An 18455-nucleotide genomic window follows, 5' to 3' on the forward strand; every position below is an offset into this window, starting at 1 on the left:
ATGGCGACCGATGCGCTGATCGAACGGCTTCTCGCTGCCGAGGACGGGTCAACCCACGAGGAGGCAGCAGGCGACGCGTCGCCGATGCCGACCGTCGACCCGGTGCACGGCCTGGTCGACGGTTCCATGATCGACTGGTCGGTGGCGCCGATGGGCATCGCCCAAGCTGCCGATCTCGTCGGACTGTCCGTCCACACTCTGCGCTACTACGAGCTGCAGGGTCTGGTGCGCCCGGCCCGCAACTCGTCCGGCTATCGCGAATACTCCGCAAACGACCTGTCTCGACTCACGTTCCTGAACCGGATGCGGCTGTCGGGCATGACCATGAAAGATCTCCGGCGATACATCGGGCTGGTCGAGCAAGGCGACAGCACGATTCCCGAGCGTCGGCGCATCATGTTCGATCAGCGCGACCGCATCAAGCGGCGGCTTCGCGAACTGAACCTCGCACTCGAGACGACGGAGTTCAAGATCCGCACGTACGGCGGGCACCCGGACGGACGGCCGGCACACCCGCACCGGTCGCCGGCTTCGCCGGCGTGATCAAGATCGGTGGCGCAGGTGTCATGGGTACGCTCCGCAACTTGTTCCTCTTCCCGCCGGCTCCCCTCGAGGAGTTGGCGCAAGCGCCGGAGGCACAGTTCGATTTCGATCCTGGCTATACACCGGCGGAGGCCGCGTTGACGGCCAAGCGCTCGGACGTGGTGATCATCTTCGGGATCCGGGTCGAGGGCGAGGGCTTCGACAGCGCCGATCTCTCGCTGCCATGGGGCCAGGACGCGGTGATCGACGCGGTCGCCTCCGCCAACCCGAACACGATTGTGGTGCTGCAGACCGGGAATCCGGCCTCGATGCCGTGGCGCGACAAGGTACGGGCGATCATGCAGGCGTGGTATCCCGGCCAGGCCGGCGGCCAGGCGATCGTCGAGGTGATCACCGGGGCGGTGAACCCGTCCGGCCGGTTGCCGATCACCTACCCGGAGAGTCTTGATCAAACACCGCGACCCGAGCTGCCCGGCCTCGGGACGCCGTGGGCACAGCTGTGACGATCGACTACAACGAAGGGGCGGAGGTCGGCTATCGCTGGTTTGCCAAGACGGGCGCGAAGCCGATGTACGCCTTCGGTCATGGGTTGAGCTATACGACGTTCGCCTACGACAACCTCCAGGTCGAAGGTGGCGACACCATCAGCGCAACCTTCACCGTCACGAACACCGGCCAGCGGGCAGGCGCCGACGTCCCCCAGCTGTATCTGACCGACGCGGCCGGCGAGGAGCGGATGCGGCTGCTCGGGTTCGAGCGGGTGGAGCTCGAACCCGGGGAATCCCGCAGCGTGAGTCTGACCGCAGACCCGCGGCTGATCGGCCGCTTCGACGGACAGGCCGGGCGGTGGCGCATCACCGAAGGGACCTACAGCGTCGCGCTCGGCAAGGCCGCCGACGCGCTCGAACTCACGGCGGAGACGACGTTGCCCGAGGCGATCTTCGGCAGGTGACCGCCGACGGTGGAATCATGGACACCTCTGAACGCCGGAGCAGGATGAACCCATGGCCAACCGTGACGCTCACGATCAGGAGTACTGGAGCGCTGACGGCCTGATGCCCCAGGTCGCGGCCTCAGTCGTCGGCTACACGGCGCGCAGCCCGCGTCCGACATTGCACCGTGGCGCGCCGTCGCCGCACGTGACGTTGGTGATCACGCTTGATCAGCCGGTCGTCACGGGGTGGTCGGTGGAGGAGGCATTCGGTACGGCCCCGACCCGGGTCGACATCGCCACGGCAGGCCTGCACCTGACGCCGGCCTACATCCGGCAGCCGCAGGAACAGTCGGGTATCCAGATCGCTCTGCATCTCCCGGCTGCACGGTCGATCCTCGGGCTGCGTGCCTCAGAGTTGTGCTCCGGCACCTACGAAGGAGTCGATGTCGTTGGTCGGGAGATCGGCCGACTCCGCGCCAGGCTGATCGACACCACCGACTGGCCCACCCGCTTCGGCCTGGTGCGGCAGTTCCTGCAGGATCGGACTGACCGTGCGGATGACGGACCCCGGATGCGGACCGAGCTTGCCGAGGCCTGGGCCTGGCTTGGCAGGCATCGCGGCGCCGGCCGGATCGCGGGGCTGGCCGGCCACGTGATGCTCAGTGAGCGCCAGTTGCACTCGCTGTTCACCGCAGAGTTCGGGATCGGGCCGAAGCGTTTCAACCGGCTGCTCCGGTTCCAGCGGGCCAAACGGCTGATCGGGTACGGCGTCGATCATGGTCGAGTTGATCTTGCCGGTATCGCAGCCGACTGTGGTTATGCCGACCAATCGCACCTGACCCGTGACTTCAGATCGTTCGTCGGCATCGGGCCGACTCGTTGGGTCGACGAGGAGTACGGCGGCATGGTTCCGGGCGGGATGGTCCCGGAGGAATCCGCCGAAACGTTCTATCGGCGGACGACGGCTGATGAGCATCCTTGAGCCATGGATTCAACCAAGCAAGCACTGCAACCGACCATTTGGCCGACCCTTCGGGCCACCGACGCCAACGCGTTGATCGACTTCCTGACTTCGGTGTTCGGCTTCACGGCCACCGCGGTCTACCGTGACGGCGACATCGTCGAACACGCCCAGCTGAGCTGGCCGGAAGGCGGCGGAATCATGCTCGGCAGCGACCGGACCGGGACGACGTGGACGCAGCGGCCCGGAACCGGGGGGCGCGTACGTGGTGACTGATCGGGTGGATGAGATTCACGACCGGGCTGTCGCCGCCGGCGCGCGGATCATCCAGCCACTGGAGAACCCCGACTACGGTGGACGAACCTTCTCCTGCGCCGACCCCGAAGGCAACCTGTGGTCCTTCGGCTCCTACCGGGGCGAGCCGGTGCAGCCGTCCTGACCCGGCGGGATGCCCCAAACGGAATTCGAACCAGCGTCGCCGCCTCCACGGCGCGGGTCGGCACGGAGATGATCATCCGCCGACTGTGAGCGCTAGGTTGAGGGCAGTTGGTCGCGGCGTTCGGCGCCGGTCTTTGCCAGCATGCTGCTGATGTGTGTCTCGACGGTTCGGTTCGATATGAACAGTTGCTCTGCTATGTCGTTGTTGGTGAGGCCGGCGTTGACCAGTTGAAGAATTTCGGCTTCCCGAGCGGTGATGCCGAATCGGACGAGGTGGGCCGGCACGGAGGCGGTGGTCCGGGGGACTTTGGCGCCGATCGCGGCCAGGGTCTGGCGTACGTGATGTTGCAGGGGGCGTTCTCCTGCGGCGCCGAAGAATGCGTCGGCTTCGCGTAGCCAGCCTTCCGCTGCCGAGCGCATCGCGGATCTGTAGACCGCGGGGGCGATGACGGTGCGCAGCAGGTGGGCCCAGAACGGTGTGTTGCGCAGGTGGTGGTCTGCCTCGGCGAGGGCGGTGTCGGCGGGCTGGCCGGCTCTGAGTTGTCCGATGGCGGTGCCGAGGGCTCGAGCGGCCCAGTTGAGGTGGTGGCCGGTCAGGTCGGCACGGTCGAACGCCTCGGATGGGTCCTCGCCTTCGACCACGCTGAGCAGACGTGGGAACCCTCACCAGGGCGACATCTTGTTCGCGTTGTCGTATCGCTGATTGTCCTCATTGATCAGCCGGATGGCTGACCGGGTGTCGCCATCGAGCCAAGCTCGCGCGCCCAACGCGGACTTGACGGTAAAGCCACAGAGTGACCCTATTTCGGTCTCCAGCCGCATCACGTCGGCGATGGCCGCATCGATGTTGCCCGCCTGCTCCGGGTCGGTTGGGTCGGGCAGGGGCTGGTCGGCGAGCAGACAGCAATCGAGAACACGGCCATAGGCCGTGGTGTGGACGTCGAGGAGGCGTAACTGACGAGCCTGCCTGTCGGCCTCCACGATCATCGGATAGGCCGCCACAAACCCCTTTCGTCGCAGCTCGACTTGCCCGATGCCGCTATCGATCGTGGCGCCGAGTCCGACCATGCCGGCGGTTGTCGCGAGGCTGCGCGCTTGTTCCAGAGGCGCAGGGTCGGAGTCGGTGATCGTGTCGAGCGTCGCGAGTCCCCAGGTCGCCCTGACTTCCCAAAGCAAGAGTCCTTTTTGCCGGCTGAGTTCCAGCGCCTTGCGGAACTGTTGCTCGGATTGGCGGATGTTGAGCAACGTCGCCGCCCAACCGGCGATCATCAACGCTTCGCACGCGAGATCGATGCGGTCTTCCTGTTGTGCCTGGACCGCCGCACGGCGACTGAGATCGAAGGCATCGGGACGGTCGTCGTCGATGGCGTCTTCGGCCTGCAGAACCATCAGCTGGGCATCGACGGTTTTGCTTTCCGTCTCCAGCCTGGCCAGTAGTTCTCTGCCCTCTTGATAGAGGCCGGCCATATAGGCGGCCCGGACGACGGCGGCGAGAAGCCCCCGAGAGCCAGAATTCCTGACGTTGTTCAATGCGGCCATGCCGCTGTCGTAGGCGTCTCCGGCTCGCCCGGCGAGACAGAGTGTCTGGATGCGTTCGATCACCACTTGTTGTGCGCTGTCGGGGATGTCGCCGGTCAGCCGTTGCGCATCGGACAGATACTCAAGGGCAACGTCAAGAGCTCCGTTGGTGACCGCCAGCCGGGCGGCGCGGAGCAATTGTTCGGCGGCCCGGTCGCTGTCCCCGGCCAACTCATACAGGCGTGCGGCGTGCCGCAACTGGCCGTCGCCGCTGGCCGATCCGTCGGCCAGCCGATCGGCAGCACGCACTCCGATGGTCTGTCGTTCCATCGGCAGCAACAGGTCGCTGACCACCTCACGTATCAAGATGTGGCGCCAGCCGACACCGAGGGAGTTTGCGGAGGGAACCAGCAGTGTGCTGGCCAACCCGGCGTGCAGTGCCGGACCCAAACGCTGGCGGTCCAACCCGGTGGTCGCGATGAGAACCTCGGCGTCTGTGTCGCCGACGACTGACAGCGCGTCCAGCACCAGTCGGCAGTCCGATGGCAGGCCGGCCAGTCGGTGCCGAACCGCGGAACTGAAAGTCGAGCTGGTTCCCAATAAGCCGATCTCGGACCTACCATCCTGGATCTGGCGGACGAACTCGTCCATGATCAGCGGGAGCCCGTCGACAAGATTGACGAACTGTTCCATATCCACCGACAACCGACGCAGATCGCTTCCCCGCAGGGCCTCGGCCACTTCGGTCGGGGTGAGCCGGCGTAGCGGCAGCTCCTTGATGTTGTGTCTGCCTCCCAGCTGTTGGAGGGCTGGCTCGGTTGGCGTGTCGCCGCGGGTGGCGGCGACCAGCGCGAGTGGCGTGTTGTCGATCGAGTCGGCCAGGGATGACAGCGTTGCGAGAGTGTCTGGATCGGCCCATTGCAGGTCGTCGAGGATCAGTACCGCCCCGGTCGGGGCCATGGTCTGCAGGAGCAGGGTCAGGGCGGTGGCCAGTACGGCGGTTGGATCGGCCATCGGTGCCAGGATTGCGTTTTCGGCGACCCAGCCCGGCAGTACTCGAGCCAGTGCCGGGCGTATGCCGGCCAGATCGGGGTGGGTGGCGAATGGGGCGGCGGGATGGCCGAAGGCCTCTACCAGCGGTCGGTAGGCGCCGCCGGATTCGATTGCTCGGCCGGTGAGGACCAGCAGCCCTCGTTGTTCGGCCGCGGTCCGCGCCTCACGCAGAAGGCGGGTCTTTCCGATGCCCGCCTCACCGGTGATCAAAACGCCTTGGCCGTGCCCGTCCGCGACGGATTCGATCAGCGCGGTAACCGCCGAAAGTTCCCGATCCCGGGCCACCAACGGGAGGTCCGAAGCCATGAACCCATTGTGGTCCCGTTGCCGGGGCAGGTAGTCCGATCCGCGACACCCCGTTGACGACACGAGGCTGCAAGCCGCCGAATCAACCAGGCTCACTCCTGGCGAGAGATCTGCTCCCGGACGCGGTGGGTGAGTCGTGATGTGTCCCGTGATGTGTCCCTGGTGTGTCCGTGAGCATGTGTCGGCCGGACAGGAAGGTTAGGACGGCAAGGCATTGGGCCTTGTCAGAGCAATTTTCGGCTGGGTGTCCCCAACGGGATTCGAACCCGCGTTGCCGCCTTGAAAGGGCGGTGTCCTAGGCCTCTAGACGATGGGGACCTGACCGCATGACTATAGGGGTCTGGCGCCTACTGTCCCAAACCTGGGATGAGACTGCGACCCGAAAACACGATCGCGGTCCGCTCAGCAGAACGGACCGCGACCGCTGGCTGATCCGGATCAGGTCGGATCATGCCGGGCTGCGGGGGTCAGCCCGGACGTGTGACGCCGGCGACCGGCATGTAGGAGATCGGCGTGTACTCCACGGTCTTGCCCGGCCGCGGCGCATTGATCACCTGGCCGTTGCCGGCGTAGATGCCGACGTGGCTGGGGTTCGGGCCGTAGAAGAAGACCAGATCGCCGACCTTGACATTGCTCATCGAGACGTGCGGGCTGGCATCGAACTGGTCGTAGGTCGTCCGGGGCAGATTCACGCCGGCGGCCTGCCAGGCACGCATCACCAGACCGGAGCAGTCGAAGCTGTTCGGCCCGTCGCCGCCGAAGACGTACGGCTTGCCCAACTGGGCCTTCGCGTACGCCAGCGCGACCTTGCCCTTGTTGCTGCTGGCGACCGGTGCGCCGTCACCCGGATTGCTCGGCTTGGACGGCTTGGACTTCGACAGGTATTCCGCGGTCACCCAGCGGACGGCGTTGCGGTAGACAATCTGCGCCCGCTGGTGCTTGTAGGCGCCGGTGATGCTCAGTTTGGTTCCCGCCGGCACCGTGCCGTACGCCTTGTAGTTCGCCGTCGACTTGCTGCGGATGATCAGCTCTGTGGTCGCGTAGCGAGTGCCGATGATCTTGGGCAGGGTCGGCCCGTCGGGCGCATCCTGCTGTCGCGGCTTGGTGGTCGAGAGGTACTGGGCGGTCACCCAGCGGACGGAGTTGCCGTAGACGATCTGGGCCTTGCCGTTGCTGATCTTGCCGGTGATCGAGAGCTTGGTCCCGGTCGGTACGTCGGTGATCGACTTGAAGTCGCTACCCGACGTGGTCCGGATGATCAGCTCGGTGGTGGCGTACCGAGTGCCGATGATCTTGGGCAGCCGGGTCGACGGCGCCGGCCGCGGATCCTGTTTCGCCGGTTTGGAGGAGGAGTGGCCCTTGGTCGAACCACCGGAGTCGGCCGGCCTGCTCGGAGTAGGGCCGGTGACAGTCTGGTTCGACAGGTACTTCGCGGTGACCCAACGAATGGCGTTCTGGAAGACGATCTGCGCGTAACCGTTCCGGGTGGCGCCGGTGGTCTGCAGCTCGGTGCCCCGCTTGACCGTCGTGATGATCTTGAAGTCGGGATCGGTGCTGGTCCTGATCAACAGGTCGGCGGTGGCGTAACGCGAGCCGGTGTCCTTAGGCAGGGCGCTCATCGAGCTCGCCAGATACTGCGCGGACACCCAGGCCCGCTGGCCACCGTAGAGCATCTCGGCGAAGCCCCTGGACTGCTTGCCGGTCAGTGTGACGTTCTGGCCCTGTGCGACATAGCCGATCACCTTGGCGCCGAGACTCGGCCCCTGGCGCACGTTCAGCGCGGCCGTGGCGATCTTGCTGCCCTTGGTGTAGATGCTCGCCGGCCCGGCGGACGCGCTGCCGGACTTCAGGTCCAGATACTGCGCCGACACGTAGGCGGTCGATCCGTTGAACTGGACCTTGACCCAGCCGTTGTGGGGTTTGCCGACAGCAGTGATCCGCTGCCCGGTGGCGAGGCCTCCGACGATCCGGTAACTGGTTCCCGGCCCGGAGCGGATGTTCACTCCGGCCGTGGCCGTCGCCGAATTCGCTGAGGCCAACTGGGCCGTGCCGACCGCAACCGCTGTGCCGGTCGCCGCCAGCAACGCAGTCACCGCACCGGCTTTGCGCATGGTGCTCACTTGTGTTTCCTCCTTCACGGCCTTCCCGGACCGTGGATGGATGTACTCACTGCGGTCACCTGCGATTCCCCAATCACGTCAGCAACAGCAGCCACAATCTGCTCAGGACTTTAACCACGCCACTCGCGCCTCGGCAACCGTCCGAGTACGCGTTCGAGAGCGAAAGCAATACGACACGCCGAAGAACTTGCTTAAATTTCACTGATGTGATTTAGAGAGAGGTGTTGCCGAGCCGGAACGCGCCGGTAGACCGCTCCCCCGCCTGATGGGTTGTCGGAGCAGGCGTCGACAGCAGTAAGCCGCCGGTGATGTGACCTGCGATCACAGTCCGATCACGGGACGATCACAGGTAGATCACCGGCGGCTGAGTTGGCCTCGAGCAGAAGTTGAGAGTTTGACCCGTGGGAACCCCTGAAGTTGGCCGAATGGCTCAGCGCAGGCCGAGTTTGGTGCTACATGCCGGCCAGGCCTTCCAACCCTGGACAGCCAGCACGCGCTCGGCGATCCTGATCTGCTCGTCGCGGCCGGCGTTGTTCGGCATCCCCGAACCACCGAAGCCCCGCCAGGTCTGCAAGGTGAACTGCAGGCCGCCGTAGAACCCGTTGCCGGTGTCGATGCTCCAGTTGCCACTGGACTCGCACATGGCCAGATCGTCCCAGACGCCGTTGGGGACGTTTGTGGAGCCGCCGTGGTAGCTCGTGCTCACCGCTCCCGAACTGCCACTGGTGCTGTTGGCGGAACCGGTACTCGGGCCGGAGCGCGGTCGGTTCGTCGAGAGGTACTGCGCGGTCACCCAGCGAGACACACCGTCGTAGACGACCTCGGCCCGACCGTTCGCGACTGCTCCGGTGATCTTGACCTTGTCACCGCGTTGCACGGTGGCGACTGTCTTGTCTCCCCTGCCGGAACTGGTGCGGACGAGGAGTTCGGTCGTCGCGTACCGCGATCCGATCACCCGAGGGGCCTTCGCCTGCGATCCGGCGCTCCCGGAGCTCGAGGTTTCCGGCGGCGCCACCGGACCCGCTTTGGCATTCGATGACAGGTACTTCGCCGTCACCCACCGGATCGCGTTTCCGTAGATCACCTGGGCGTAGCCGTTGCTGGTGGCACCGGTGATCTTGAGCGTGCTGCCTCTGGGAACGGTTGTGATGATCTTGAAGTTCGCGTCGTCGCTGGTCCTGATCAGCAGGTCCGTGGTCGCCACTCGGGTCCCCGAACTGTTCGGCAGGCCGTTCACGGAACTGATCAGGTACTGGGCGGTCACCCAGGCGCGTTGGCCTCCGTACAGGACCTCAGCGAAGCCCTTGGACTGTTTGCCCGTCAGTGAAACAGCCTGACCGTCGGAGATGTACCCGATGATCTTGGACGTCAGTGACGGGCTGCTGCGGACGTTGAGTGTGGCCGAGGCGATCTTGTTCCCCTGGGTGTAAATGGTGACCGGGGTCGCGGAACTGACCGCGCCGGACAGGTCGAGATATTGGGCGGAGACATAGGCTGTGCCGCCGTTGAAGCTGACCTTCACCCACCCGTTGTGAGGTTTGCCGACAGCGGTGATCGATTGGCCACGGGCCAGGCCACCGACAATGCCGTACGACGTCCCCGGTCCCGACCGGATGTTGACTCCGGTGGTGGCCGTGGCGGCATCCGCGGTGACCAGGTGCACTCCGCCAACGGTGATCGCCGCCGCGGCCGCGGCTGACAGCGCGGTGCCGGCGACGGTCCTTCTCAGCATGCTGTTCACGGGACTTCCTCCTCAGCGGCCTCGGGGCCGCCAGATGGGGATCTCACGTCGATGCCACCGCACCCTGAGAGTTGTCACTCCAGTCACAGCAGCCTCAATTTTCTCAGGACTGTACGAGGGGATCGAGGGCTGTGGCAACCCTTTGAGAATGAACTGCGCCGGGTGCGCAAGTCGACACGCCGGACGCAGGGTAAGAATTTCAAGCGTGTGATTCAGCCTGACGGATCAGCCCCAGCCGAGCTGTTCCAGTCGCTCGTCCGGGATGCCGAAATGATGGGCGATCTCGTGCACGACGGTGATCGCAACCTCCTCGATCACGTCTTCGGTCGTTTCGCACATGCGCAGAGTGGGGCCGCGATAGATCGTGATCCGGTCCGGTAACTGGCCCGCGTACCAGTCACCGCGCTCGGTCAGCGGGATCCCCTCGTAGCGGCCGAGCAGGTCCGGCGATCCGGGTCCAGGCTCATCGTCGACGAACACCGCAACGTTGTCCATCAGCCGGGTGAACTCCTCCGGGATCTCGGCGAGCGCGGTCGCTACGGCCTCGTCGAACTGATCCGGAGTCATTTCCACCACGTGCACCATTCTGGAGGCCGCTTCCCGCGCGATGAAAGGATCGCGTCATGCGGACCGAGATCATGACCTTCGAGGAGATGGCACCGCGGACCGCCTACGAGGTGTGGCGGCTTCGTCAGGACGTGTTCGTGGTGGAGCAGTCCTGCCCGTACGCCGATCTCGACGGACGTGATGTCGAAGAAGGCACGCGCCATCTGATCCTGTGGATCGGCGATGACGTCGTGGGAACGCTCCGGATCCTCGATGATGATCCACACTGGCGGATCGGTCGCGTCGTCCTGGCGCCGCGGGCCCGCGGAAGGGGATTGGCTGAGGCCATGATGCAGGCAGCCCTCACCGCGACGAGCGACCGCGATGTGGTGTTGGACGCGCAGTCGCCTCTGGCGCAGTGGTACAGAGCTCTCGGATTCGCGGTGGTCGGCGACGAGTTCGTCGAGGACGGTACCCCGCACCTACCGATGCGCCTTTTCAGATAGGCCGGCAGCACCGGTGTCGCCTGGTTGATCACAACCGGGATCGGGGTGATCACTGATGCGTACGCGACGCCGGCGCCGTAGCGTGATTCCTCGTGAACCTTCCTGATTACTGGCTGGCCCGACCGCCCGGCCCGGACCAGCAGACCGCTGTCGAGTTCGACCAGTTGCTCGACGCAGTCGCCGAAAACGATGCCTGTGAGCTCATCGACTATCGATTGACGGCCCCGAAGTGGCAGTTCCTGTGTCACGCCGCGGGCAGCGGGTTCGTGATGCACGGTACGGGCAGAGCGGACATCGAGATCTTCGAACCGCGGCAGCCGGATGATCCCTCGGAATTCGGCGGCCGCCGCGGCGTCTTCGCGGCGGAGGATGGCATCTGGCCGATGTACTTCGCGATCGTTGATCGTGACCGCTATCCCATGGGACTACTCAACGCCTGCATCCTCGTCGGCCCGGATGCCGAGGCGCGCTACTTCTTCTCGATCACCGATTCGGTGCTGCCGCACCGGCCTTGGCGGTCGGGTGTGGTGTATCTGCTGCCTGCCGCGGGTTTCGATTCCCAACCGCCCGCCACGGTCGACGGCAAAGAGGTCCGGTTGGCTCAGGCGGTGAATCCCGATCCGGTCCGGCCGCTGGCCAAGTTGCGGATCGAGCCGGAGGACTTCCCCTTCCTGCAACAGATCCGCGGGCACGACCACGACGTCATCCGTGCTCGGTTCGAAGCTGACCCGGACGGGTTTCCCTGGCTGGAACCGGCCCGATCCGATCAGGGCTGATGATCTTCGTCGGTCCGACCGGACAGGCTGCCGACGATGTAGCTTGACCTGCGATCGCTGACCCAACGGGCACAACGCCCGAGTTCGTGATCACTCAGGTAGCCGGTTTGAAGATCGACCCGGCTGATCAATGTCGCACCCGTCGCCTGGACGATCACATCGGTCGGAACCGGATCCCGGCTGAGGATCGCCACTACATCCACGGCGCGCTGCAGATGGTTGACCTCGAGGGTGTCGAGCACCTCCGGTGCCATCATCGGCGCAACGACCACCAGCGGAGTGCGATCGGTGATCATATGCTCCAGAACGCCGATCAGTTCGCGAATGGCCATGATCGGCTCGGCACACACCAGAATGCGCGGATGATCAAGAACGGCGCGAGCTGTAGGCTCGTCCGTGACGAAGGCGTCTGACGCGAAGCCGATCCGAACGTGTACGGTATCGGCGGCCTTGAGCTGCTGGGCAAGTCGGCGTTGTTGATCATCATTGAGCGCAGGGCGCGGCTCGGTCACCCGACGGGCCTGTAGTGCCGACACGTAACGCGGACGTGCTGCGTCGGCGGGAAGTCGGGGAATCGTCCGGGGCGGGGGAGACAACATCTCCGACACCGCCCGGCGATTCTTTCGTCGGTCGGAGAGCGCACCGAAGACGATCACCGCGAGGCCGACCGCGAACATCACGATCAGGCCGACCGTCCACCCGTCCATGCATCAAGCCTTCCACACGGACGCCACCCTGTTGCCTGCCACCGGGAGCGGGTAGAGTGCTTGTGAAGCCATTCACATACTCCTGCCGAGGGAGACAGGCGAATGAATGACAAGAACCAGTGGAAACGAACCGAGTCGGTCCAGGACCGGCTGATCCGCGAGGCCCAGGAACGCGGCGAGTTCGACAATCTCAAGGGCCGGGGCAAGCCACTGCGCAATCTGACCGGCCCGGGAGCGCGGGACTGGGTCACCCAGTGGGTGCAGCGCGAAGACCTCACCGGTGTGCTGCCGCCCGAACTGGCGCTGCGCAAGGAAGCCGAGCAGATCGTCGACACGTGCGCCGACCTGCGCACCGAGCCCGAGGTCCGCGAGGTCGTCGAATCGCTCAACCGGCGGATCCGGGAGATGCGACTGCGACCGCCGTCCGGGCATTACCGCGGCCCGGAATCCTTCCTGCGCACCGTGAGCGCCGATCGGGTGGTCAACGAGTGGCGGGAGCGGCGTTCGACGCTGTGAGGGTGGATCATCAATCCGATCGGATCTGCCGCTAGGCTTGGTCGGCGCTCGCGGGGCGTCAGAAACCGTCCGCCGCGCCGAGGGCCTCTAGCTCAATTGGCAGAGCAGCAGACTTTTAATCTGCGGGTTGTGGGTTCGAGTCCCACGGGGCCCACCCACCAGGCGTGAAACCCAGCCGCTCAGCGCCGCCACCAGGCAAAATGGGGCAAAGTGTGGGGGAAAGTACGGGCTCACGCGCCATCACCCGCATCCTCTGCCGGCCGCGTCGGCGCATCGGGGTTGTGGGCTGACAAGACCGCCACGTTGGCCGCATTCGTCGGCTTGCGCCCCAGGTAGACGTCCTGGGTCATCGACACCCGCGCATGTCCGAGCTGGTCAGCAATCCGCCGAGCCGAAGCGCCCTCATCATCAAGCAACGTCGCCACCGTCTTACGGAAGGTGTGACTCGTCAGCCACTCAAAGTCGGTACCGACGCGAACCTGTCGGATCGCCTTCCCGACATTGCCCCGATCACGCCAGCCGCCTGTCGTACTGGCGAACACCGGGCCATCGAACCCACCCAACCGAACGCGGCGTGCCTTCAACATCTCGACGCACCAGTCCGGCAGAAACAGCCCACGTTCGGACGCGTCAGACTTCACTCGATGCGCCACCAGGCCAGCACCCTTCACCGGGATGATCGTCCGCTGGATCTGCACAATGCCAAGATCCAGGTCCAGATCCGTCCACGTCACCCCGACCGCCTCGCCGATCCGGGTGCCAGTCGCCAGCATGAACCGCACCAACTCCGGCAGATCATGACGCCGGGCGAACTCGCTCGAATCCAGGGCCGCCAGCCAGGCCCGGATCTCCGCGTCGTCCAGGGCCCGAGCCCGTTTGCGGTTCTCGACCTCGATCGGCGTCAGATCGCGCACTGGATTCGTCCTCATCGCACCCTGGCGGACCAGCCAGCCGCAAACACCAGACAGCACCGAACGGCACGCCTTTGCCGTCGCGACACCTTTGTCCCGCAGCACACCCTGGAGGAACCGGTCAAGACGCGGCGTACCGATCTCGCCGAGCCGCAAGCTTCCCAAGCCCGGCAACACGATCCGGTCACTGATATTCCGGTACAACGCCAGTGTTGAAGGCGACCGCCGGCCACGCTCCACCAACAGCTCGAACATCTCCAGCCAGGCGGAAACGGCGACCGCGAACTTCGTCCCCTTCGTCAGTGACTCCTCCGCGCCGTACTCCAGTTGATCATGAACAGCATCAAGCGCGCGGCGCCGCGCCGCCGCCTTCGACCGCCCATTGCGCTTCACCCGCACATACCGGCCAGACCAATTCCGATACTGCACCGTCGCAACCACGTAGCCTCGATCAACACTCACCGTCACGTCGCCGTGCTCACCCAGGCCAAGCGGCTTCATAGCGGAATCTCCGTCGACAGCGACGCCACCCAATCCCGAACATCCTCCGGCCGATACCGCAGCCGCTTGCCGATCCGCCGAGCAGGAGGCCCCATCCCCGAGTTCCGCCAGCTGTACACAGTGGGAACCGGAACCGCCAAGTACTCACTCACATCCTGAACCGTCCAAAGCCGCTCAAACCGAGGCGGCGCAATCTCGCCCATCACTCCTCCTCAATCCACCATCATGATCACCAGTTGTTGATCTTGCTCGCCTTCCACTGCCCGTACTCCCGTGCCCGAGCTGCGGCCGCGATGGCGAGTGCTTCGTCGCCGGGGTTGGTCCAGCCGGTGCCTTGGTAATGCCAGGACCCGATCACCAGCGTGGTTTCGACGTCGTCCGCCAGGAGCTGGTCCTCGATCTGACTGACGTCGACCGGTTCGCCGAGCCGGGCCGCGCGTGCCACGAGTTGCCGGTAACGGTGTCGTGCCCTCCGGAGCCGTCCTAGGGTGATCGAGTAGTGCCGGGATTTGGTGGAGAAGTGGCCGCGGAAGCCGAGCATGTGCGCCCATTTGCCGAGCAGCCGGTACGGCGAGACCGGATCATGTCGAAGGGCACGTCGTCCAAGATCACGCGCTGTCGCTTCCAGCCGTGCGAGGTGCGCCGGCGGCCGAGCAACGGGGCGGATGCTGTTGGCGTCCTTGGTCGCGTATTTCGCCAGGTATCCGGCGACCTGTTCGGGTGTCAGCGGTCTGTCTGGGTCGTCGGTCCGGTTGCCGTCCCGGACCACCTTGACGTCCAGCTCGGTTCCCCAGCCAAGGATCCGCGCCTGGTCGTGATCATCGACGGGCGGAGCTTCCATGATCATCCCGGTCACCGCATTCCTGACGCAGGCACCGAGTTGGTCGCCATCCAAGGGCGCGGGGGAGCCGGGACCGTCGGGTCCGTCGAGACGGATCAGGACATGGAAGTGGACCTGTCCGCGGGCCTGGTACTCAGCAACTTTGGTGAACTCAACCCTGACGACCTGACGCAGATGGTGTTCGGCTAGGCCGAGTCGGGCGGCTATCGCGCGGCGGATTGCTGTGGTGGTTCGTCGCCACAGTTCGGGTGCCCACCATTGCCAGATGATGGCCGACTGCCATTGGTAGCAGTCGTCACACAGCGGAGTTCCGTTCCGCGGATCGTGATCATCGTGGATGGCCATGCAGCCGACCGGTCGGCCGTGCACGCATAGCGGCGTCTTGTCGCGGGGTCGACACCGGCCGCCGATCTTCTGCCCATTCCGTGCGCGGGGACCGTGGACCGGTCCGAACGAGGGCGCGGTGAGGGTGGTGAAGAGCAGCGGATTGGCCGCGACGGTGTCGGGGATGGTCTTGCCGCCGGTGAGTCCGGCCTTGATCATGGCGAAGGTGTCGCGGGCATAGACCCGGGAGCAGGCCGGACAGACGTCGGCGCGCCGGTTCCCGCAGGGCCGATACAACACCCCCAGTGGCGCTTCGGCCGACGAGAAGCTGGACAGGATCTCTCCGGTAACCGGGTCGACGGTGTCGGAGTGGCCGACCAGACGGATCGGGTGCGAGCAGTAGCCGACCGCGGCCGCGGTGTCCGCAAAGTCGTCAAACGTCCGGTCGATCAGCCGCGCCAGGAGTGCCCGCTCCGAGCCTTCGGTGATGCCGGACAGGTCCAACGGCACGTCCTCGCTGAACCCCGGAAACCCGGAGCCGTCAAGCTGCGAGGCGGACGAATCGGTGAACCCGGTGGTCGTCATGCCACTCGACCACCCGGAGCGTCATCGACCCTGGTGTCCGGGTTGAGGTGTCGCCAGGCACCAGCCCAGAAACCGGCCGACACGTCGGCCTGGTCGACGTAGCGGCGGCACTGCTGCAGGACGGGACAGTGATCACAGGTCTGTGTCATCTGCTCTAGTGCGGCGGGGTCGAACGGCTGGCCACGTCGCGGGCCGATCCAGGGCAGCTCGGGCACGGTGACACAGTCGGCGTCATCCATCCAGCCGAGCCCCATCAGCGCTGTCGTTGCTGTCATTGCGTTCTCCGGTACTTGCGGCGGGTGGTGTTCCTCATCAGCCGCTCGCGCAGATCCGTCCGACCGGCTGCGGCCAGTTCCTCGGTCAACCGGTCACGGCCGAGGCGGTCCCGGGCTTCGGCCAGCGTGAGGTCGGGCTCGATGACCAAGAGGTCTTCGACCTGGTCGACCCGTCGCCGCGAGTCGTCGTGGAAATCGTGGCGAACGCCGTTGGCGGCCAGTCGGTCAAGCAGGTCGGGGCGGCCTGCCCGGCGCAGCGCGGCCGAGATGGTGCCGGCCGTGCGGTCGAATCGAGCGGCCACTTGAGCAGTCGACAGTCCGGGGTCGTCGTCCAACATGTGTTCCACGACCGCAGCCCATTGCCGCACCGTTTCCGGTGCGATCAAGACTTGGAAACTCTGCGACCCGGGAGTCGCTTCCGCATAGCGGGCGTCGACCGGGCGAGCGTCGGGGTCATCGATCCCGTTCCCGGACCAGACGCAGGGAAGCGGCCAGGCCCGCCGTGCCGCCCGGTTCCGCGCCCACGTGGCACCCATGGAGGGCGGCGGGGCCGGCTGTCGGGTCAGCTGCTCGTACAAGCTCATCACCCGGTCCCGGGTGCTAACCCGAATCTTGGTGGCCCGCTCGTCCAAGATCGGCCAGAACGTGTTGGTGGGAAGCCTGGTCTCTTGTGCCAACACTTTGACCGGCCAGCCCAAGGCCACCAGGGACCGTAACCGGCGCATGGTGCCGATCGGGTCGACCCAGCCACCGCCTTCCGGGCCGACCAGCTCCGGCTCGACGGCGAACAATTGCCCAGCCGTGGTCCGGCGGACCCGCAGCGACGGGCCGCGACCGTGCACACCCTCGATCAGGGCGGTGATCGTGTTCGGTGCGATCCCACTACGGCGACCAATTTGCGGCTTGGTCAACCCGGCAGCCAACAGCCGGCGGACATGCTCCCGCACCGGGGCCGCCTCCACCCACACCACTCTTGCGCCGGTCATGCTGCACCGGCTCGCCTTGATACACGGGATCGCCGGCCGGACCGACCGGTCGCGCTCTCTGCCGGGGTGTCCGTCAGATCACCCGTCAGGTCATCGGCTGGAACGCTGGCTGGGGACACGTCCACGACGGCGCGTGCCCGGTAGTGGTGGGCGACGTGGCGGATCAGGGGGTCGGGCCAGTAGTCGGCGCGGACCCGGTCGACTTGGCCGGTGTCTTCGACCAGCCAGCCGGTGCCCGGTCCTGCCGGGCTGATGCGATGGGCTGGTGCGCGTTGGGCCATGCCTTCGCCCAGGACCATAACGGTTTCCTCGCGCGACCGTAGCCGCAGCGCGATCGTTTGGGTGAACAGGCCGCGCATGGCCACGATTTCCTTGCGCGGATCCTGCACGAACGCCACCACCACGACGCCGAGCGCACGGCCCTGGGTCAAGATCAACGACAACAACCGATCCGCATCCCGCCGAATCTCCGATGGCGCGTAGGCGGTCAGAGCGGCCAGCTCGTCAATCACCAGCACATGCAGCGGATCACCCGGCCGGGGCAGATGCTGCCGCACCGATCCAGCCATCACCTCACCGCGCTGTTGCAAGATCCCGGCCAGAACGGCCAGAAGGCGCAGGGCGTCGTCGGGTGTTTTGGCGAAGGCGGAGAACAGGGTGCGGCCCATCGCCAGTTCGACACCGGCTTTCAGGTCCACACCCCACAACCGGACCGTGTCGGCGTGGACGGCGGGGGAGAGTCCGGCGCAGATGCCCCACAGAATCGAGCCCTTGCCCGACCCGGAACACCCGACACAAAGGGTGTGACGGCCGGTGATCGGCAACCACCAATCCCGACCCGACTGCGCCCTGCCCAGCCGCACCCCATCGACCAGCACGGCCTCCGGCATGCTCGCGATTACCGGTGTGGTCAGGAGGTCGGTCATGATCAACTCAGCGGTGATCACCGAACCGGACACCGGCCAGGACCGGAACGCAACCGCATCCAAGATCGAGGCGATCCGCTCCACCCCGGCCTCCAACTCGGCCACCGTCTGACCGGGCCGGGCACGGATGATCAACTCCACAGCATGCGCCGACGCCCGCACCTGCTGCAAGCGCGGACACCGCCAAACCTCCACCGGCTGCCGCTCGCCCTGCAGGGTCCGGCGGATGATCATCTGGCGTTCGGCCAGCCGCGCATCCCGGCACATCGACTGCCACTGCCGGCTGATCAGCCTTCGCCACCGGTACCGCCGCCACGGCCCGGCCGCCCGCCGTTCGAACGAGCCCGGCGACAAGCCGAACCAGACCGCACCAGCTGCACCGGGCAGCAAGCCAAGGCAGACGATCCCGACCACGATGATCACGGACGTGTCAGAGATCCA

The 18455-nt window shown here is 65.8% G+C and carries 21 protein-coding genes and 2 tRNA genes; 10 read left to right on the top strand and 13 right to left on the bottom strand.

The annotated features are described in order from the left end of the window. The 6 genes from GJV80_RS20405 to GJV80_RS24345 are packed head-to-tail and all read left to right on the top strand — an operon-like array spanning position 1 to position 2877. Positions 1-543 (top strand): MerR family transcriptional regulator, encoded by a 543-nt coding sequence (locus GJV80_RS20405; protein WP_154689469.1) that lies wholly within the window; start codon positions 1-3, stop codon positions 541-543. Continuing rightward, positions 540-1046, top strand: a complete 507-nt coding sequence (locus GJV80_RS24330) for a glycoside hydrolase family 3 C-terminal domain-containing protein (protein ID WP_230207891.1) — start codon at positions 540-542, stop codon at positions 1044-1046. The genes GJV80_RS20405 and GJV80_RS24330 overlap by 4 nt, the downstream gene beginning before the upstream one ends. After that, on the top strand, positions 1043-1495 hold the full coding sequence (locus GJV80_RS24335) for a fibronectin type III-like domain-contianing protein (protein ID WP_230207892.1): 453 nt from the start codon (positions 1043-1045) through the stop codon (positions 1493-1495). The genes GJV80_RS24330 and GJV80_RS24335 overlap by 4 nt, the downstream gene beginning before the upstream one ends. Before the next feature lie 52 nt (positions 1496-1547). Further along, positions 1548-2459, top strand: a complete 912-nt coding sequence (locus tag GJV80_RS20415) for an AraC family transcriptional regulator (RefSeq protein WP_154689470.1) — start codon at positions 1548-1550, stop codon at positions 2457-2459. 3 nt (positions 2460-2462) lie between these two features. Then, positions 2463-2714, top strand: coding sequence for a hypothetical protein (locus GJV80_RS24340; RefSeq protein ID WP_230207893.1), 252 nt, complete (start codon positions 2463-2465; stop codon positions 2712-2714). Positions 2715-2718: 4 nt separating this feature from the next. Then, on the top strand, positions 2719-2877 hold the full coding sequence (locus GJV80_RS24345) for a VOC family protein (RefSeq protein ID WP_230207894.1): 159 nt from the start codon (positions 2719-2721) through the stop codon (positions 2875-2877). Between the two features lie 92 nt (positions 2878-2969). Here GJV80_RS24345 and GJV80_RS20425 read toward each other — a convergent pair whose 3' ends face one another. The 6 genes from GJV80_RS20425 to GJV80_RS20450 form a co-directional block, all read right to left on the bottom strand. Next, entirely contained in the window at positions 2970-3518 is a 549-nt protein-coding gene (locus GJV80_RS20425; protein WP_154689471.1) for a helix-turn-helix transcriptional regulator, read from the bottom strand. Positions 3519-3539: 21 nt separating this feature from the next. Further along, positions 3540-5753: an AAA family ATPase gene (locus tag GJV80_RS20430; protein WP_154689472.1), complete on the bottom strand. Its 2214-nt coding sequence runs from the start codon at positions 5751-5753 to the stop codon at positions 3540-3542. Positions 5754-5998: 245 nt separating this feature from the next. Next, positions 5999-6071: transfer RNA gene (locus GJV80_RS20435), tRNA-Glu, on the bottom strand. A gap of 149 nt (positions 6072-6220) precedes the next feature. Then, on the bottom strand, positions 6221-7864 hold the full coding sequence (locus GJV80_RS20440; RefSeq protein WP_230208448.1) for an SH3 domain-containing protein: 1644 nt from the start codon (positions 7862-7864) through the stop codon (positions 6221-6223). Positions 7865-8303: 439 nt separating this feature from the next. Further along, positions 8304-9605, bottom strand: a complete 1302-nt coding sequence (locus tag GJV80_RS24750; RefSeq protein WP_305070120.1) for an SH3 domain-containing protein — start codon at positions 9603-9605, stop codon at positions 8304-8306. A gap of 234 nt (positions 9606-9839) precedes the next feature. Continuing rightward, positions 9840-10181 carry a metallopeptidase family protein gene (locus tag GJV80_RS20450; protein WP_370518789.1) on the bottom strand — a complete coding sequence of 114 codons (342 nt, stop codon included), beginning with the start codon at positions 10179-10181 and terminating at the stop codon, positions 9840-9842. 56 nt (positions 10182-10237) lie between these two features. On the opposite strand from GJV80_RS20450, the gene GJV80_RS20455 reads away from it, so the two are divergent. Both GJV80_RS20455 and GJV80_RS20460 read left to right on the top strand, forming a co-directional pair. Continuing rightward, positions 10238-10666: a GNAT family N-acetyltransferase gene (locus tag GJV80_RS20455; RefSeq protein WP_154689476.1), complete on the top strand. Its 429-nt coding sequence runs from the start codon at positions 10238-10240 to the stop codon at positions 10664-10666. A 92-nt stretch (positions 10667-10758) separates the two neighbouring features. Next, the gene (locus tag GJV80_RS20460; protein ID WP_154689477.1) at positions 10759-11442 is read left to right on the top strand and encodes a hypothetical protein; all 684 of its coding nucleotides are present in this window, start codon (positions 10759-10761) and stop codon (positions 11440-11442) included. On the opposite strand, the gene GJV80_RS20465 is transcribed toward GJV80_RS20460, so the two are convergent. Continuing rightward, a complete protein-coding gene (locus GJV80_RS20465; protein WP_154689478.1) occupies positions 11433-12149 on the bottom strand; it encodes a hypothetical protein in 717 nt (238 codons plus the stop codon). The genes GJV80_RS20460 and GJV80_RS20465 overlap by 10 nt on opposite strands. Positions 12150-12251: 102 nt before the next feature. On the opposite strand from GJV80_RS20465, the gene GJV80_RS20470 reads away from it, so the two are divergent. Next, positions 12252-12665 (top strand): DUF1992 domain-containing protein, encoded by a 414-nt coding sequence (locus GJV80_RS20470; RefSeq protein WP_154689479.1) that lies wholly within the window; start codon positions 12252-12254, stop codon positions 12663-12665. An 81-nt stretch (positions 12666-12746) separates the two neighbouring features. After that, positions 12747-12819: transfer RNA gene (locus GJV80_RS20475), tRNA-Lys, on the top strand. A 76-nt stretch (positions 12820-12895) separates the two neighbouring features. Here GJV80_RS20475 and GJV80_RS20480 read toward each other — a convergent pair. Genes GJV80_RS20480 through GJV80_RS20505 form a run of 6 tightly spaced genes read right to left on the bottom strand, consistent with a single transcriptional unit; the run spans position 12896 to position 18437 of the window. Continuing rightward, positions 12896-14077 carry a site-specific integrase gene (locus GJV80_RS20480; RefSeq protein ID WP_230207896.1) on the bottom strand — a complete coding sequence of 394 codons (1182 nt, stop codon included), beginning with the start codon at positions 14075-14077 and terminating at the stop codon, positions 12896-12898. Next, positions 14074-14280 carry a helix-turn-helix domain-containing protein gene (locus GJV80_RS20485; protein WP_154689480.1) on the bottom strand — a complete coding sequence of 69 codons (207 nt, stop codon included), beginning with the start codon at positions 14278-14280 and terminating at the stop codon, positions 14074-14076. The genes GJV80_RS20480 and GJV80_RS20485 overlap by 4 nt, the downstream gene beginning before the upstream one ends. A gap of 26 nt (positions 14281-14306) precedes the next feature. Next, on the bottom strand, positions 14307-15827 hold the full coding sequence (locus GJV80_RS20490) for a replication initiator (protein WP_154689481.1): 1521 nt from the start codon (positions 15825-15827) through the stop codon (positions 14307-14309). Beyond that, positions 15824-16102: a WhiB family transcriptional regulator gene (locus GJV80_RS20495; protein WP_154689482.1), complete on the bottom strand. Its 279-nt coding sequence runs from the start codon at positions 16100-16102 to the stop codon at positions 15824-15826. The genes GJV80_RS20490 and GJV80_RS20495 overlap by 4 nt, the downstream gene beginning before the upstream one ends. Beyond that, a complete protein-coding gene (locus GJV80_RS20500) occupies positions 16099-17088 on the bottom strand; it encodes a hypothetical protein (protein WP_154689483.1) in 990 nt (329 codons plus the stop codon). Before GJV80_RS20500 ends, GJV80_RS20495 begins: the two co-directional genes overlap by 4 nt. After that, positions 17085-18437 carry an FtsK/SpoIIIE domain-containing protein gene (locus tag GJV80_RS20505; RefSeq protein WP_154689484.1) on the bottom strand — a complete coding sequence of 451 codons (1353 nt, stop codon included), beginning with the start codon at positions 18435-18437 and terminating at the stop codon, positions 17085-17087. The genes GJV80_RS20500 and GJV80_RS20505 overlap by 4 nt, the downstream gene beginning before the upstream one ends. Positions 18438-18455 lie beyond the last annotated feature (18 nt).

The organism is Microlunatus sp. Gsoil 973 (assembly GCF_009707365.1).
In the GTDB taxonomy this organism is placed as follows: Bacteria; Actinomycetota; Actinomycetes; order Propionibacteriales; family Propionibacteriaceae; genus Microlunatus.